Origin of the sequence: Alteromonas sp. 5E99-2 (assembly GCF_017368475.1) — a bacterium.
In the GTDB taxonomy this organism is placed as follows: domain Bacteria; phylum Pseudomonadota; class Gammaproteobacteria; order Enterobacterales; family Alteromonadaceae; genus Alteromonas_F.
Map to the genome: position 1 here is coordinate 148,889 of NZ_JAFNJE010000003.1, position 14,428 is coordinate 163,316.

11 protein-coding genes and 2 tRNA genes are annotated in these 14,428 nt (G+C 40.6%); 9 read left to right on the forward strand and 4 right to left on the reverse strand.

Annotated features, from left to right (window positions below):
* Positions 1-80 precede the first annotated feature (80 nt).
* Positions 81-383 carry a PilZ domain-containing protein gene (locus J3L16_RS04465; protein WP_207611694.1) on the forward strand — a complete coding sequence of 101 codons (303 nt, stop codon included), beginning with the start codon at positions 81-83 and terminating at the stop codon, positions 381-383.
* On the opposite strand, the gene J3L16_RS04470 is transcribed toward J3L16_RS04465, so the two are convergent.
* Together J3L16_RS04470 and rnhA are read right to left on the reverse strand one after the other, a co-directional pair.
* Positions 380-1,564 (reverse strand): class I SAM-dependent methyltransferase, encoded by a 1,185-nt coding sequence (locus J3L16_RS04470; RefSeq protein WP_207611695.1) that lies wholly within the window; start codon positions 1,562-1,564, stop codon positions 380-382. The two genes, J3L16_RS04465 and J3L16_RS04470, sit on opposite strands and share 4 nt — an antisense overlap.
* Before the next feature lie 81 nt (positions 1,565-1,645).
* Positions 1,646-2,113 (reverse strand): ribonuclease HI, encoded by a 468-nt coding sequence (rnhA, locus tag J3L16_RS04475; RefSeq protein ID WP_207611696.1) that lies wholly within the window; start codon positions 2,111-2,113, stop codon positions 1,646-1,648.
* 46 nt (positions 2,114-2,159) lie between these two features.
* Here rnhA and dnaQ point away from each other — a divergent pair, with 46 nt between their 5' ends.
* From dnaQ to J3L16_RS04505, 6 genes are all read left to right on the forward strand, one after another.
* The gene (dnaQ, locus tag J3L16_RS04480) at positions 2,160-2,867 is read left to right on the forward strand and encodes a DNA polymerase III subunit epsilon (protein ID WP_207611697.1); all 708 of its coding nucleotides are present in this window, start codon (positions 2,160-2,162) and stop codon (positions 2,865-2,867) included.
* 49 nt (positions 2,868-2,916) lie between these two features.
* Complete coding sequence (locus J3L16_RS04485; protein WP_207611698.1) at positions 2,917-4,212, forward strand: TIGR03503 family protein; 1,296 nt, start codon at positions 2,917-2,919, stop codon at positions 4,210-4,212.
* A 142-nt stretch (positions 4,213-4,354) separates the two neighbouring features.
* A tRNA-Asp gene (locus J3L16_RS04490) sits at positions 4,355-4,431 on the forward strand.
* A 25-nt stretch (positions 4,432-4,456) separates the two neighbouring features.
* A tRNA-Asp gene (locus J3L16_RS04495) sits at positions 4,457-4,533 on the forward strand.
* Between the two features lie 23 nt (positions 4,534-4,556).
* Positions 4,557-5,258, forward strand: a complete 702-nt coding sequence (locus J3L16_RS04500; RefSeq protein WP_207611699.1) for an ABC transporter ATP-binding protein — start codon at positions 4,557-4,559, stop codon at positions 5,256-5,258.
* On the forward strand, positions 5,255-6,493 hold the full coding sequence (locus J3L16_RS04505) for a lipoprotein-releasing ABC transporter permease subunit (protein ID WP_207611700.1): 1,239 nt from the start codon (positions 5,255-5,257) through the stop codon (positions 6,491-6,493). Before J3L16_RS04500 ends, J3L16_RS04505 begins: the two co-directional genes overlap by 4 nt.
* Here J3L16_RS04505 and J3L16_RS04510 read toward each other — a convergent pair.
* Positions 6,490-7,803 carry a dicarboxylate/amino acid:cation symporter gene (locus tag J3L16_RS04510; RefSeq protein ID WP_207611701.1) on the reverse strand — a complete coding sequence of 438 codons (1,314 nt, stop codon included), beginning with the start codon at positions 7,801-7,803 and terminating at the stop codon, positions 6,490-6,492. The two genes, J3L16_RS04505 and J3L16_RS04510, sit on opposite strands and share 4 nt — an antisense overlap.
* 99 nt (positions 7,804-7,902) lie before the next feature.
* On the opposite strand from J3L16_RS04510, the gene J3L16_RS04515 reads away from it, so the two are divergent.
* Entirely contained in the window at positions 7,903-10,128 is a 2,226-nt protein-coding gene (locus tag J3L16_RS04515) for an Ig-like domain-containing protein (RefSeq protein ID WP_207611702.1), read from the forward strand.
* A 44-nt stretch (positions 10,129-10,172) separates the two neighbouring features.
* Here J3L16_RS04515 and astB read toward each other — a convergent pair whose 3' ends face one another.
* Positions 10,173-11,513, reverse strand: coding sequence for an N-succinylarginine dihydrolase (astB, locus tag J3L16_RS04520; RefSeq protein WP_207611703.1), 1,341 nt, complete (start codon positions 11,511-11,513; stop codon positions 10,173-10,175).
* Between the two features lie 278 nt (positions 11,514-11,791).
* Here astB and topA point away from each other — a divergent pair, with 278 nt between their 5' ends.
* Entirely contained in the window at positions 11,792-14,428 is a 2,637-nt protein-coding gene (topA, locus tag J3L16_RS04525; RefSeq protein WP_207611704.1) for a type I DNA topoisomerase, read from the forward strand.

The following is a 14,428-nucleotide window of genomic DNA, read 5'->3' on the forward strand; positions in this document are numbered from 1 at the left end:
CCTTTATTTGACAACTTAGGACAAGGGGCCTATATATTGATGTGAAGTATTTTTTTAACGAGTTAACGGAGTAGTAGGGCATGTTAGGATACGATGACAAGCGTAATTTTTTTCGTATGATGGTTAATTCTCCTTGTCAGGTGACCGTCCTCGACGAAGAATCTAGCAGAAGTATACAAGCAATTTGCCGTGATATAAGTGCAACTGGTATGTCATTAGAGGTTGATGAACCTTCAATAGCATTAGGGGCTCAATTGGATGTTCAAATTGAATCAACCAGTTCTCAAATCCCCTCTTTAGCAGCGTCTGCTAAAGTTGTTCGATGCGAAGCTGCTTCAGAAAACAGCTGCATCGTAGGGGTAGAAATTTCAGAAATGCGTTAGTCGGTTACTCGGCACACAAGGCCTTTTAAATAATGGCCTTGTGGGTATGTCGATAAAATCGGATGATCGCTCGATTGAGATAGAAACTGTATAAACTGTACCTTTCTTCCCGCGTCTAACGCCGCATCTGCAATGATTTTCTGAAATAAATCTGATGGCATTAACCCCGAACAGCTAAATGTCATTAATATTCCGCCATTCTTTACCGCATGAATACCATACATATTAATATCTTTGTAACCTCTAGCGGCTTTGTTTAGGCCTGATTTACTGTCTACAAACTTAGGCGGGTCGAGTATTACCATGTCGAACTGTGTTTGTTCTTTGTGATAAGTACGAAGCGCTGTGAATACATCGGCTTTATATTGAGTAAACTGATCAGCAGAATGACCATTTTGCAGTATGTTTTCATTACCTAAATTTAACGCGTCCTGAGATACATCAATATTGGTAACATGGCTTGCACCACCCGCTAAGGCAGAACATGCAAATGTACAGGTATAACTAAAGCAGTTAAGTACTGTTTTGTCTTTTGCTAGCAAACGGGCAATGTAACGATTGTCTCTTTGATCTAAATAGAACCCCGTTTTATGGCCTTTCAATATGTCCACATTCAAGCGCATTCCATTTTCTTCGATACAGTGTTGAACGTTTTCATCGCCACTAAGGTGTTGTACAACTTGTTGAAGGCCTTCTTTTTCTCTAACTGCAACATCACTGCGTTCATAGACAGAGTAGTCTGGATAAAGCTTGTTTAATGCAGAGACTATTTTGTCTCGGTGCTTGTCAGCGCCTGCACTTAATAGTTGCATTACCGCCACCTTGTCGTAGATGTCAATGGTTACACCGGGTAGGCCATCAGATTCACCCGCTACTAGCCTGTAGCCATTACTATTGAGTGCTAAGGATTCTCGCATAGATTTAGCTTCTTGAAGTCTATTTAAGAAAAACACATGATCAATGGATTGAGATTGATTGAACGTCCAAAAACGCACTCTGATTTGTGAATCTGGTGAGTACGCGCCTCTTCCTAACCATTCACCGCTGTGACTATAAACATCAACAGTATCGCCTGAGTTAACCCGCCCCTTGACTTCAAAAACAGCTTTAGAAAAAATCCAAGGGTGTTGCTGTTTAGCTGATTTTTCTCGGGTCTCATGAAGAACGATAGAGTTTGCCATTGTTAAAACATACCTAATAAATTGGGGCCGCAAGTATAGCGGGGAGTGTTGAGCTATGCGATAGTCATGTATAGATAAATGCTACTGAATGTAGCCTTTATCTTCTACTAAATTTGAACTTTGGGCAGCATCTCTGGCTAAGGTATCACAAATTTCGTTTTCCTCATGACCACTGTGTCCTTTTACCCATTTCCATTCTATATCATGACGTTGACATGCCGTGTCTAAACGCTGCCATAAATCAGCATTTTTCACAGGTTTTTTGTCTTTAGTACGCCATCCATTTTTCTTCCAATTAAAAATCCATTGCTGAATGCCATTTTTCACATATTGGCTATCTGTGGTGATGGTAACGGTGCAATCTTCTGTTAGCGATTCCAATGCCACTGAAGGCGCAAGTAATTCCATTCTGTTATTGGTTGTCAATTGGAACCCTTTGGATAAACGTTTAGCGTGTTTACCGAATTTCAATAATGCGCCATAGCCTCCTGGACCAGGGTTACCTAAGCAAGAACCGTCAGTAAATATGTGTACGTGTTTTTTTTCCATTAGCCGATGATATACTAGTAAAAGTTAATATTTGTAGAGATTGTATATGCGTCAGATTGTTTTAGATACTGAAACCACAGGGATAAACCCTAAAGAAGGTCACAAAATTATCGAGATAGGCTGTGTTGAAGTTATAAATCGACGTTTAACGGGAAATCACTACCATGTTTATATTAATCCTGAACGCATTGTTGAAGACGAAGCTATTGCGGTTCATGGAATTACTAACGAATATTTAAGAGATAAGCCTAAGTTCGAAGAGATTGTGACTGATTTTGTCGACTTTATTCGCGGTGCCCAACTCGTTATTCACAACGCGCCATTCGATATAGGCTTTATGGATCATGAGTTCAGCCAAAGCCAAGCTGCGCGTTCAGTACGTTCCAGTGATATATGCAGTGTGTTAGACACGCTAACCCTTGCTAGAAAGATGCACCCAGGTCAAAAGAACAATCTAGATGCACTGTGTAAACGTTACGGAATAGATAATAGCCATCGAGAATTACATGGTGCGTTATTAGATGCAGAGATACTGGCTGACGTTTACTTATTGATGACCGGGGGCCAAACAGACCTTAACCTGATTAATAACGGGGCAGCTAATCAAACAAACACGGTGGGAGAGATTATTCGGCTTTCAGCACGAAACAAACCATTAAAGGTTATTAGTGCAAGTGCCGATGAATTAACACAACATGAAAATCGATTAGATATAGTTGAGAAAGCCAGTGGGCAGTGTCTTTGGAGAAAATAAACGCGTGAATCGGTTATTGTTATTAAGCGCCATACTACTTTGGAATAGTATGATCGTTAATTCAACAGTAGCACAAGTTAGCGAGTCTACATTAGTTGACGATAAAGATGGCTCACCGATACATTCATTAGGCTCTGAATATCAAAATAGTATTGAGCTGTTAAAAAATCGGTTTCGTGTTGACCATAATATCGAAGAATTAACCATGATTTTTTTTCGTGAATATGGCTCATCACCTATTGTTTTAGTTAGGCCAGATGGGTCTAAGATTTTTCAAAGTAATGAAGACAGTGAAAAGATTTCGTGGTTTGATGCTGAAACTTACGATCTGATCCGTATTAAAAACCCAACACCAGGGCCATGGCAGGCAGTAGGGCAAATTAAGCCTGGAAGTCGTATTATGGTTTTATCTGAAATAGGGCTTCATAGCGACCCCATCCCCGCTATTTTATTTTCTGGTGAAATACTTAAACAGACAGCTTATTTAACGAATGGCGATGAGCTTATTGATTATGGACCGTTTAGAGATGTGGTCCAATTAACCATAGAATTAGTCAGTACGAATAATCCTGAGTTCGACAATTTTGGCGCATTGCGCGAGGAAATAGCCCGTTATCAAGATAACGGACGAGGGTTTGATGAACGCCCTTTAGATGGGGTATTCACTGGACAATTTAATTTGAATATTGCGCCAGGTGAATGGAAACCCATATTTAGAGTTGCTACTCCTATGTTTACTAGAGAACATGAAGATAAGCCAATCAGAATTTATAAAAACCCTATTATAATAAATGAAGAGCTTCATGGTGGCGGTGAAAATTACCATAAATTAATCATCGATGTGAATAGAGAGCTTGTGGATATAACGAGCTTGATTGTCGATGGGCAAATTAGGTTTCCTAATGGAGATGTACAGAATTTCTCGCTAACAGAATCCAGCGAACTCGCTAGGGAGCATATGATCGTTGCATACGAAGATGGCGTCTTTAGAATTAAGCTGACAGCTTATGGAAAAACAATTAATAATAGAGATTTTGTTTTGGATGTACCTGAGTACAGCTTTTTAGTGAAAAATGCAGAACCTGAAACTGATGTTACCGATATAAGTGCAGAAGAGCCTGTAGCGTCTGAAGAACAAACTGAGCAGGGTGATACTCTACAAAATGAAGTTGATGAAGAAGACGCATTTCCACTGTCTATGATAATTTGGATTAATGTCGGAATATTGAGCTTGGGGCTAGTTGGTATTTTTGTCATTGTAATAATACGAAATGGCTTACCTTCAATACGGTTAAATCCGCTCGCATTGTTCAAGAAAAAAACAAAAAACACAGATGAAGATTAAAAAATGTTCGAACGAAACTTTTATAGAACTTTTGTCAAAAAAAACGTTGACTGCATACGACCAAGGCCGTATCATCTGCGCCGCGGTTGAGGGACAGCTTAGTTAGCTAAGTCTTTAACTGCTTGAAAGTAAAGAGTTTTGCGGAGCGGTAGTTCAGTTGGTTAGAATACCGGCCTGTCACGCCGGGGGTCGCGGGTTCGAGTCCCGTCCGCTCCGCCATTACTCCTTATTTTTATACTACCTTGGAGCGGTAGTTCAGTTGGTTAGAATACCGGCCTGTCACGCCGGGGGTCGCGGGTTCGAGTCCCGTCCGCTCCGCCATATTCCTAGAATGGCTTTGTTAAATGATTACCAATAATCACATCAAAGATATTCCCGTTTTATCTTGCACTGACATTGTAAAAAGCTACGATGATGGTGCAGGTAAAATATCTGTTTTAAATCAAATTTCATTACAAATACAAGCATCAGAAAAGTTGGCAATAGTCGGCGCATCTGGTTCAGGTAAAAGCTCTCTTCTACACATTTTAAGTGGCTTAGATTCGCCAACATCAGGTAAGGTTTATGTTAACGGCCTAGATATTTGGAACGAAAGCGTATCTAAGCAAGCTTCAATAAGGAACCAACACTTAGGGTTTGTTTATCAATTTCATCATTTATTGAATGAGTTTTCCGCTTTAGAGAATGTTGCAATGCCGTTGCGTATAGCGAAGAGATCTAAGGATGAGTCTGAACAAAAAGCGGAAGAAGCGCTGACGTTAGTGGGTTTATCGCACCGCTTAAGTCACCCCCCAGGTAAACTTTCTGGAGGCGAGAGACAAAGAGTTGCCATAGCTCGAGCTATCGTTCATCGCCCTGATATAATGCTCGCAGACGAACCGACTGGTAATCTTGATAGCAAAACAGGAGAACAAATTTATGATCTCCTATTGTCTATTCAAGCTGAAACAAAAATGGCGCTGGTTATTGTTACTCATGATCTTAAGTTGGCCTCGCAAATGGAACGCAGTTTGACTTTAGATAATGGCAAGCTAATAACGCTGTGAATAGCTTCCTTGCCTGGCAAATAGCCAACCGCTTTCGCAAGACTACAAGTAACTCAGGTTACCTCTCTTTTATGTCATTCAGTTCTATTGCTGGCATTGGCTTAGGGTCATTTGTTTTAATTATGCTATTAAGTGTAATGAATGGGTTTGAAAAAGAGTTAAGGTCAACATTGTTGTCTGTTATTCCTCATGGTGAAATATTTTCCGTATCTAATGATGGAATTGAAGGTTGGCAAGAGCTTAAAAATAGTATTGAGAGCGACTCGAGAGTTAACTTTGCTACACCGTTCACACAGATAACAGGTTTATTGCAAAATAAAGCGGAATTAAAACCCGTTTCATTATCAGGGCTAGATTACAACGAAAGTGTAACGGATATGCTTTCTATCGCTGTGGATCAAACTGCATTTTCCCTTCTTAAAGACCAGCCCTTTGGTATTATTCTAGGACAGTCAATTGCTCAACAAATCGGAGTCGGTATTCACGATACTGTAGATTTTTTAATACCCCAGTCAAATCAAGGAAACAAATTTACTGCCCCCAAAAGAGTGCAATTTGAAGTTGTTGGCTTTTTACATATGGGAGGCGAAGTTGACGCGAAGCTAGGGTTAATTAATTTAAAAACGGCATCTGAATTGTTAGGTATTCGAAGTGGTGCTCAAGGAATTAGATTGTCTCTGATTGACCCTTTTGATGCGAACCAAGTGGTGCGAAAATACGGATATGAATTAGCCCAGCCTGTTTATATGTCTGATTGGACTCGTACTCATGGTCATATATTTCAAGATATCCAGCTTGTTAGAATGGTCGTATACGTCGTCCTTACTTTGGTAATTGCGGTGGCGTGTTTTAATGTTGTATCCACATTAGTGATGGGAGTAAGAGCCAAACAAGCTTCTATTGCGATTTTAGTGAGTATGGGAGCGACAGATTCGTTTATTCGTCGTATATTTTTGTACCAAGGTTTAACAAACGGCTTAATCGGTACATTTATTGGTGTAGTAGCGGCATTGCTTATTGTGCCTAATGTATCGGATACCGTGATTTGGATAGAATCGTTGTTGAATATGAAATTGCTTTCATCTGATGTTTACTTTATTGATTTTTTACCTACATCTCTAGAGTGGCTGGATGTGATTTTTACGGTCAGTATTTCTTTAATAATGAGTACAATAGCAGCTTATTATCCAGCAAGACGCGCAGCGCGCATCAAGCCGGCAAGTGTTTTAAGTTAATTTTCTTTATTGGGTTCTAGCCCAGCGTTCATATCGTTATAAACATCAACGTTTAGCTCACCTTCTGACTTTGCAACAATACAAGCGACTGTACAATCACCGGTGACGTTTACAACGGTTCTGGTCATATCAAGTAGCCTATCTACGCCGATGATAAGTGCAATGCCTTCAACGGGTAAATTAACTTGTTGTAGCACCATGGCTAGCATGATTAAGCCGACACCAGGTACGCCAGCAGTACCAATGGACGCTAGGGTCGCGGTTAATACAACTAAAAGATAATCTGAACCTGTTAAATCAACACCATAGACTTGCGCTATAAAGACAGTTGCAACGCCTTGCATAATTGCTGTGCCGTCCATGTTGATAGTGGCGCCAAGCGGTAAAGTGAATGAACTGACTGAGTTGCCTACACCGAGTTTTTTGCGGGCTGTTTCCATTGTAATTGGCAACGTGGCGCTACTACTTGATGTTGAAAACGCAAACAATGCAGTATTGCGGATTTTTTTAAACAAGATAATAGGACTTAATCCAGTGAATACTTTAAGGAGTGTGGGGTAGGTTACTAGCGCATGTATAACCAACAATATTAGCAAGAGGACAAAATACTTCAGAAGTTGAGTGATGGTTTCTAACCCTGTAGATGCAAACAGCTTCGCCATTAAAACAAAAACACCGTAAGGCGCTAATCCCATAACTAGGGTAACTAATTTCATTATTACGTCATTAACGTCGTTAAAAAAGGTATTGAGACGTTTACCTGCTTCGCCACTCATTGACATTGCTATGCCAAATAGCACTGCAAATACAATGATTTGCAACATATTACCTTCTGCAAGTGCGTTAATAGGGTTTGACGGAAACATGTTAATGACTACTTCACTTAAGCTTGGCGCTTGATTCGGGCTGAAGTCTGATTGTGTGCTTAACGCTTGTTGTCCTTCACCTGGGCCTACAAAAATGGATACAGTTAACGCCAAAGTAATAGCGATACAGGTAGTAAAAATATAAAGTCCAACAGATTTAACCCCTAAACGGCCTAACTTTGATGGCTCGCTAAGCGCTCCTGTTCCACAGATAAGAGACACAAATACGAGTGGTACAACAAGCATTTTGAGACTAGATATAAATATAGAGCCAAGCGTCGATAAAACACCGTCAACCAACACTGAGTAAACCGAATAACCATGCTCCATTTGCGTAGCTTCATCATACAATAAAGCGCGTACAATAAAGCCGAAAACAATACCAAACAGCATTCCAAAGAAGATTCTTAACGTGAGAGAATATTTTTTATTTTTATTAGACATAGAAATCCGCGTATTTTATTGCCATTATTAAAATCGAAGGCACTAGTGTGCCAGATTATGACCCGATGTCGAAGCAAAATTAATGAGGTCCAGGAAGACATGAGAAAACGCGTAACACATTCAGTGTATTTATTAGTACTCCTTTTTATGCTCGCAGCATGTGGAGGAGGTGATGGCCTTTCAAGGGAGGACACAAGTAATGACGATGATACCGATTCAGGATCAACTAGCCCTAATATAGTTACTTTAACTATTAGCGAGCCGGATGGAACCGAAGGTAATGTTTTAAGCGAATCAACACCTTTGTTGGTGACAGCGCTGGTGACAGACGCCGAACAAAACCCCATTGATGATGAGCTTGTTACTTTTAGCTTTTCAACAGAAAATATTGCGACCTTTGATAATTCAACAGGGACCGCGTTAACGAATAATGCAGGTATTGCTACTATTGGAATTATTGTTGGTGAAGCATCAGGTAGCGGACTAGTAATCGGAACGATTAGTTCTGGTGAGACAGATAACGTAGGTTTTAATAGCGAAGGCGCTATCGCCTCTATCGACACGCCATCGTCTTTATTGTTGTTTGCAGATGCGACACAACTCGCATCAAGTGGCGTCAGTACACTAGAATTATCTGCTATCGTTAGAAACGAACAGAACGTGTTACTTGAAAATATTGCCGTTAGTTTTAGCGCAGATCAGCAGGCGTCTCTTGCGATAATACAAGGAACAACAGACACTACGGGCATTGCAACTGCATCGTTATCGACCATAAGTAGTCCTGAAAATAGAATAATTACAACCACTGCTTCAATTTCAGGATTTCCTGAATTAACACAAGAGCTTGAAATCGCGGTAGTAGGCACATCAATTTCCATTTCAGGACCAAACTCTATCGTCATCAGTGACCCTTCTGAATATACTATTTTACTTGAGGATTCTAGTGATGCGGGAATTGTTGGAGAGAGTGTAGTATTAACGGTTGTAGATGCCTCAAACACGGATTTGACCGATACATTAATCAACCAAAATCAAGTCATCACCAATGCAAATGGTCAACTGACATTTGATTTTGTCCCTTTAATTTCAGGTTCGTATACTTTCACCGCTACGGCAATAGGCACATCATCTAGTTTTAGCGTGAACGTTCAAGAAGATGACTTTGGTTTTGTTAATGCGCCCGATATTACAAATATTAATGAGGACTTTGTACTTAATCAAAACCATACAGTGACTTTGCAATGGCTAAGAGAAAATCAGCCACTGGTGGGAGGAACTGTTACTTTATCTTCATCAAGAGGTACAATCTCAGATACAGAATTAGTTACTGACTCAGATGGCTCAGTGACGTTTACAATTCAATCAGATAATGCAGGGCTAGCAAGTCTGTCCGCCACAGGTAATGATGGTGAAAATAACTCTGTAACCGCAACCACAGAGGTTTCCTTTATTGCTGTTACGCCTTCTACTGTGATTGTAGATGCCACTCCCGATTCCATTGGACCCAATGGCGAAACCAGTACGATCTCGGCCATTGTACGTGATGAAGATGGCAATAGAGTCGGTAATCAAGTGGTTAATTTTAGCGTGAGTGACGTTGCTAATGGTTCACTAAGTCCCGCGCAAGCAACCACAGATAGAACTGGCGTTGCGTCTACTGTGTATACCTCAAACTCCTCATCAAGTAACGAAGCGGTTTTTGTTACTGCATCGGTAGGTGGCGTTGAAGGACAAGCTACATTAACTGTAGGTGATAGCCCACTTGATATTTCATTAGGTACAGGCAACATTATTGAATCACCGGATTTATCTACTTATAGTAAAGAATTCAGTGTGTTTGTAACCGATGCTGATGGGAACCCGGTTTCTGGTACTGAAATCTCTATGAGTGTTACACCTTTGCGTGAAGCTGACGGTGCTACTTTCTTTAAAGGTTTCTGGGTATTCGATGATGAAGGTGGATTTTACATTCCTGTAGTTAATGACTCATGTGTCAATGAGGATGAGAACTTTAATGGCAGTTTAGATGATGGAGAAGACACTAATGGTGACGGGCAGCTTACTCCTGGCAATGTGGCGGTAGTCACTCCTGCATCTATTATCACTGATGAAAATGGACAAGCATTAGTAAACGTCGTTTATCAAAGACAGTTCGGTGCATGGTCTAGAGTGCGTTTAACAGCCAGAGGTCAATCTAATGGTACTGAGTCTAGCCAGTCTATGTTGTTTACTTTGTCAGTAGCTGCTGAAGATATAGTAACCGAAGAATCGCCCCCGCCAAATAGTCCATTTGGTATTACAGTGGGTTGTGACAATATTAACTAATTGAGTTATCGATCTATTGAAAAGGCCCCTTATTAGGGGCTTTTTTAGTTCTGTTGAAAGGTATAAACGCTGCCTAAATTTAGTATTGTTGTTAACTCATCTAATGCGGTGCGTACCTCATGCAATAAAAGAGGATCACATAAGTCATTTTCAGCTAGCTTATCTCTGTAGTGTTTGTTGACCCAAGTCGTTAGTCTGTCATATTGCAACTGATTAATTACGGTGCTCGGATTAACCGCGTTTAATTCATCCTCGTTTAACGCAACTCTTAAACGCAAACATGCAGGCCCTCCGCCGTTTTTCATACTTTGTTTTACATTTAAATAATGTACGTGTTTGATGGGGGTATTTTGTTGAATAAGCGTTGTTAAATAGCGATTAACTTGCTCGTTTTCTTGACACTCAGTAGGGGCAATTATTGCCATTTCACCTGATGGTAACGTGACGATTTGTGTATTAAATAAGTAAGATTTAATTGCATTTTCTACTGATACTTCACTGGTTTGCACACAAATATAATGAAGTGAATCGGCACGTAATTTTTGCTTAATTTCAGCAAGTTTCAAGTCGGTGTCTAAAAAAGCTTGTTCATGGAAAAACAAAACATTTTCGTTGCCTACTGCAATAACATCGTTGTGAAACACGCCTTGGTCGATTAAATCAGGGTTTTGTTGAATAAATACGGCATTATCTGGTGATAAACCATGTAGCCTAGATATCGCTTGGGATGCTTCGTATGTTTGCCTTGCAGGAAATACTTTGGGACTAAGCTTTGACTCATCAAACGCATAGCGACCATAAACAAAAAGCTCTACACCTGAATGACTATGGTTTGCGCACAATCTAGTATGGTTTGCTGCGCCCTCATCGCCAAAATGCTCATTAAAAGGCAGTGGAGCATGATGAACAAACCTTGATGTATCGGAAAAGGTGGCTTTTAGTACTCTGCTTGTGATCTCAGGCTCTGTTGCTCGATGGAATTTATTCGTTAAATTCGCAGGGGTAAAATGCACTTTGTTGTCTGCGGTATCTGCACTTGGTGAAACTGTAGCGGCATTTGCTGTCCACATACTAGATGCAGAGCAACACGACAAAAACACACTGGGCGCTTGTTGATATGCATCACGCATCACTTTAGCATCGTCGCCAGTAAAGCCCAATTGTCTTAACATATAGATATTAGGGCGCTCTTGCGGTGCTAGTACGCCTTGTTTCAAGCCCATATCTGCAAGGGTTTTCATTTTTGCTAACCCTTCGAGTGCGGCTTGTTTAGGGTTACTTATCGCACTAGCGTTGTTACGAGATGCTATGTTACCAACGGATAAGCCTGAATAATTGTGGGTAGGACCGACTAAACCGTCAAAATTCATTTCATAACTACGCATAAATCATTCCTCTATACTGTAATAAATACATGACTCAAACCAAATTGAAGGGCATTATACGGATTTTAGGATGGCTGCCAATTTTGACTGGTTGTTTTTTAATCATTTTAGATTAAAACTCAGCTTTAAACAGAATAAGTATGAAGAAGAACTTGTTTTCTATTCATATTGTATATATATGTAAAAATAGAAAAGCGTAATGCAACTGAGTATTCTCACCCGGTTTCAGTTGTGAAAAATAGTATTTTGATAGTTAAATCAATAGGATACAACCATAAATGGCAAAATCATTGGTGATCGTGGAATCGCCGGCTAAAGCAAAAACGATAAATAAATATCTTGGCCAAAATTTTATTGTTAAATCTAGCGTTGGACATGTAAGAGATCTTCCAACTAAGGCATTGGGGAATGTCGCTCCCAAAAAGCCAGCGAAAGAACTTAAAACGCTTTCAGATAAGAAACGAGACGACTATTTAAAGAAATACGATTATCAAAAATTAGTTGATCGTATGGGTATTGATCCGCAAAACGATTGGAAAGCGCACTATCAGATTTTGCAAGGCAAAGAAAAAGTTGTATCCGAACTTAAAAAGCTAGCAAAAGACGCTGATACTATATATCTCGCAACGGATTTGGATAGAGAAGGGGAAGCAATTGCTTGGCACCTTCAGGAGTTATTGGGGACCAAAGGCAAAACGTATCAGCGCGTTGTATTTAACGAGATTACAAAAAAAGCCATAACAGAGGCGTTTGACTCACCAGGTGAAGTCAACACCCACAGAGTTAACGCGCAGCAAGCTCGTCGTTTTCTAGATCGCGTTGTGGGTTTCATGGTTTCGCCTTTGCTTTGGAAAAAAATCGCTAGAGGTTTGTCGGCGGGGCGGGTTCAATCCGTAGCAGTACGCCTTGTGGTAGAGCGCGAAAGAGAAATAAAAGCATTTGTTCCTGTAGAGTTTTGGGATATTCACGCTGATTTAAGCGCTAAAGCAACTAATTTGCGTATGTTAGTGGCTAAGCAAAATGGCAAAGCCTTTAAACCAGAAAATGAAAAACAAGCTTCAGCGGCTGTAGAAAAATTAAAGGGTGCGGATTACTCTGTGTTAAGCAGAGATTCGAAACCGACTCAAAGTCGTCCTTCTGCGCCTTTTATTACGTCAACCCTTCAACAAGCAGCAAGTACCCGATTGGGCTTCGGTGTAAAGAAAACCATGACAATGGCCCAGCGTTTATATGAAGCGGGGCACATTACCTATATGAGAACCGATTCAACTAATCTAAGCCAAGAAGCTCTTGATAGTTGCCGGGACTATATCTCTGAGCAATTTGGCAGTGCTTATTTTCCAGAATCGCCAATACGGTACGGTAGCAAAGATGGCGCACAAGAGGCTCACGAAGCTATACGACCTTCAAATGTATCAATTGTCGCAAGTTCTCTTAAAAGTATGGAGAGAGACGCACAGCGCTTATATGAGCTGATTTGGCGTCAGTTTGTTGCCTGTCAAATGACACCTGCGAAATATGATGCGACGACGCTACGAGTCGAAGGCGGCGAATTTGAGCTTACAGCAAAAGGTAGAGTACTTAAATTTGATGGCTGGACACGAGTTCAACCTCAAATTAAGAAAAAAGGTGATGAAGAGCTTGCCTTACCTGATGTAAATCCTGGCGATAAGCTAAAACTAGAACAGCTTGATCCAAAGCAGCACTTTACCAAGCCAGTAGCGCGATTTAATGAAGCGTCTTTGGTAAAAGAACTTGAAAAAAGAGGCATTGGACGTCCTTCAACCTATGCAAGTATTATCTCAACTATCCAAGACCGCGGTTATGTTCGTTTGGATACGAAGCGTTTTTACGCTGAAAAAATGGGTGAAATCGTTAACGATCGGCTAGTTGAAAATTTCGATAATTTGATGAATTTCGACTTTACCGCAAACATGGAGCAACAGCTCGATGATATTGCCGATGGAAAGGAAAGTTGGAAAGAAGTCCTAAATCGTTTTTACGGTGATTTCTCGAAGAAACTTGAAACCGCAGAAAAGTCTGATGAAGACGGTGGTATGCGTCAGAATCAGGCCATTCCAGCTGGCATAGAGTGTGAAACCTGTGGCCGAGAAATGAATGTTAGAACGGCTAGTACAGGGGTGTTTTTGGGGTGCTCAGGTTACAACCTTCCTCCAAAAGAACGCTGTACTAAGACAATGAATCTCACTGCGGGTGAAGAAGTCATCAATGTGGATGACGATGAAGAACTCGAAACAGAAGCGCTGCGTTCAAAACGACGTTGTGATATTTGTGGTACAGCAATGGATAGCTATTTAGTTGATGAAACTAAAAAGTTACATGTGTGCGGGAACACGCCGACATGTGAAGGTATCTTTATTGAAAAAGGCACCTTTAAGCTTAAAGGGTATGACGGCCCTATTATTGAATGTGACAAATGTTCTAGTGATATGGAGCTTAAAAGCGGCCGTTTTGGTAAGTATTTCGGTTGCACCAGTGAGACATGTAAAAATACCCGTAAATTGCTTAAAAATGGTGAAGCAGCTCCACCGAAAGAAGACCCTGTGGACTTGCCCGAGCTTGAGTGTGAAAAATCAGATGCTCACTTTATGTTAAGAGACGGCGCAAGCGGTATATTTTTAGCGGCTCATGATTTCCCTAAGCACAGAGAAACCAGAGCGCCTAAAGTTGAAGAACTCGCACGTTTTCGCTCTCGTATTTCACCTAAGTTTTATTATTTGGCAGACGCGCCGGCGAAAGATCCTAAAGGAAACCTTGCAATTGTTCGCTTTAGCCGAAAAACAAAACAACAATATGTTATGAGCGAAGACGATAAAGGTAAAGCGACTGGTTGGTCAGCCTTTTACGAAAACGGTAAGTGGGCAGAACAAGAAACGAAGAAGAAAAAGAAGTAG

Bases quoted from the DNA above. Each gene is read 5' to 3' on its own strand.
- astB (WP_207611703.1), bottom strand. From the start codon at position 11,513: ATGCGTAGTTATGAAATGAATTTTGACGGTTTAGTCGGTCCTACCCAC.
- J3L16_RS04500 (WP_207611699.1), top strand. From the start codon at position 4,557: ATGATTACCAATAATCACATCAAAGATATTCCCGTTTTATCTTGCACT.
- J3L16_RS04465 (WP_207611694.1), top strand. From the start codon at position 81: ATGTTAGGATACGATGACAAGCGTAATTTTTTTCGTATGATGGTTAAT.
- J3L16_RS04470 (WP_207611695.1), bottom strand. From the start codon at position 1,564: ATGGCAAACTCTATCGTTCTTCATGAGACCCGAGAAAAATCAGCTAAA.
- dnaQ (WP_207611697.1), top strand. From the start codon at position 2,160: ATGCGTCAGATTGTTTTAGATACTGAAACCACAGGGATAAACCCTAAA.
- rnhA (WP_207611696.1), bottom strand. From the start codon at position 2,113: ATGGAAAAAAAACACGTACACATATTTACTGACGGTTCTTGCTTAGGT.
- topA (WP_207611704.1), top strand. From the start codon at position 11,792: ATGGCAAAATCATTGGTGATCGTGGAATCGCCGGCTAAAGCAAAAACG.
- J3L16_RS04510 (WP_207611701.1), bottom strand. From the start codon at position 7,803: ATGTCTAATAAAAATAAAAAATATTCTCTCACGTTAAGAATCTTCTTT.
- J3L16_RS04485 (WP_207611698.1), top strand. From the start codon at position 2,917: ATGATCGTTAATTCAACAGTAGCACAAGTTAGCGAGTCTACATTAGTT.
- J3L16_RS04515 (WP_207611702.1), top strand. From the start codon at position 7,903: ATGAGAAAACGCGTAACACATTCAGTGTATTTATTAGTACTCCTTTTT.